The following is a 2,008-nucleotide window of genomic DNA, read 5'->3' on the forward strand; positions in this document are numbered from 1 at the left end:
ACAGTGTCTATGCATTTTATAAAAGTTTTGAATATCCAATGACCATCCCTTACTATGTTTAAGGAAATCTAGCATATAGGCATAGATACGTAGGCATAGATACGACCATTAAAACTCATAAGAAAGAGTATGAGCAATGCACGCACTTCACGCACGACTTGGAAAAAATTTTGATCTCGCACAGCGTCTTATACGCTACCAGAAAGCAATCGTAGAGAAGCCCAAAACGCTTCGCGGTTCATGGCGCAGCTGGTGTTGTCCGTGTGAACAAGACGAACATGGCAAATTTATACAGGCGGCGTTTGAAGAAGTTCGCTTAGATTTGGGGTGCGGAAAAGGAAATTTCACGCTTGAGGCAGCACGGCGTGAGCCTGGTGTGCTCTTTGTTGGCGTGGATATAGAGCCGTTGTGTATAGCTATTGCGGCGCAGAAGATTTGTGACGAGAAGCTTTCTAATGTGGTGGTATTTTGCGCGCATTCAAGTCTTTTGCATGAATATTTTGCACAAGGCGAGTTGGCACGTATATATCTTAATTTTCCAACCCCGTTTCCGCGTAAAAAGCAGGCGCGTGATCGCTTGGTGTATCTTGATAATTTGTTGGTGTATCGCGATTTGCTGGCTCAAGGTGCAAAACTGACGTTTAAAACAGACTCGTATCCGCTTATGCAATTTGCCAAAACGCAATTTACGCGCGCGGGCTATACATGTATGTGGGAATCAGACAATGCACGAACTGATCGACCAGATGAACCTATGAGTCAATACGAAGAAAAACTAAGTGAGCAAGGTGCACGCGTGTTGGCGCGAGAATATATTGTGGACGCGCTGCCTGCGCAGATTTCACAGGTAGAAAAATTGAGCTTGGTTGATTATCTGCCACGGGATCTCTCGCTTATGAGTTATATTCCCCATGGTATGCAGGGAACGTTTACCAATTTGATTAATTACGAGGCAAAACACAACGGCAAGCGGCTTGATTCGCATGGGCAGCCAATGTAATAGAGTGAATGAGATATAAATTTATCTTGCATGACTATCCTCATAAAATCAATGCGTAGCACCTCTTTACAACGTAAAAAAGCATATAATATATGATTGACAAAAGCCATAGTAATGGCCGTATTAAGATGAACAGAGCAAAACGAGGCGAGAATATGAAAGCACTTATTGTAATTGATTATTCATACGATTTTGTAGCAGATGATGGGGCGCTTACCGTAGGCGCACCAGCGCAGGCACTTAGCCAGCATATTTGCGATCTGACGCATGATTTTCTTAATGCAGGCGAATATGTAGTTATTGCCAATGACACACATCACAAAGGTGATCCATATCATCCAGAAACCAAGCTCTTTCCGCCTCACAATATCGAAGGAACTCCAGGTCAAAAGCTATATGGAGAAATGCAAACCATTTTGGAAGCCAACAAGGATAAGCCAAACCTTTATTACATGCCAAAAACACGCTATTCTGCGTTTGCAGGAACTGATTTGCACATCAAGCTGCGAGAGCGTGACATCAATGAAATTCATCTTGTAGGTGTTTGCACAGATATTTGTGTTCTGCATACAGCCGTTGACGCGTATAACCTTGGTTTTTCTATTGTTGTTCACAAGAATGGCGTTGCAAGTTTTGATCCACAAGGACATGCATGGGCGCTTAACCATTTTGAGCATTGCCTTGGTGCAAAAATTGAGGATTAATATTTAAACGTTAAAACGCGTGACTCTCTGTAAGAGAACTGTCACAACCGTTATGTTTATGAGATACTTTTCATGGTTCTTTTTATAGCTTTCTCGTGCTATATCGATTGCTGTTGTGAGTAGTACACCGAATAGCACGAGAAGCAACTCCCATATTTTCTCTTCTATATCAAACACAATCTGCGCGCACCGTGCTAAGAATCGCACAAAAAAGAGCGCCGTTTGGACGCTCTACCTGCTGTTATTCAATGGAGGCGAGACTCGGATTCGAACCCAGGATAAGAAAGATTTTTTCAAACGTCAC

Annotated in this window: 2 protein-coding genes; both read left to right on the plus strand. The window is 42.7% G+C overall.

Going from position 1 to position 2,008, the window contains the following annotated elements; all coding sequences use genetic code 11:
* The first annotated feature begins 136 nt into the window (after window positions 1-136).
* Window positions 137-1,000, plus strand: a complete 864-nt coding sequence (gene trmB, locus AC5GD6_RS06205) for a tRNA (guanine(46)-N(7))-methyltransferase TrmB (RefSeq protein ID WP_491846478.1) — start codon at window positions 137-139, stop codon at window positions 998-1,000.
* A gap of 92 nt (window positions 1,001-1,092) precedes the next feature.
* Window positions 1,093-1,704 (plus strand): cysteine hydrolase family protein, encoded by a 612-nt coding sequence (locus AC5GD6_RS06210; protein WP_491846479.1) that lies wholly within the window; start codon window positions 1,093-1,095, stop codon window positions 1,702-1,704.
* The last annotated feature ends 304 nt before the right edge of the window (window positions 1,705-2,008 follow it).

The organism is Fannyhessea sp., assembly GCF_986145555.1.

Excerpts from the sequence above, each read along its gene's own strand:
- AC5GD6_RS06210 (WP_491846479.1), top strand. The coding sequence starts at position 1,093 with ATGATTGACAAAAGCCATAGTAATGGCCGTATTAAGATGAACAGAGCA.
- trmB (WP_491846478.1), top strand. The coding sequence starts at position 137 with ATGCACGCACTTCACGCACGACTTGGAAAAAATTTTGATCTCGCACAG.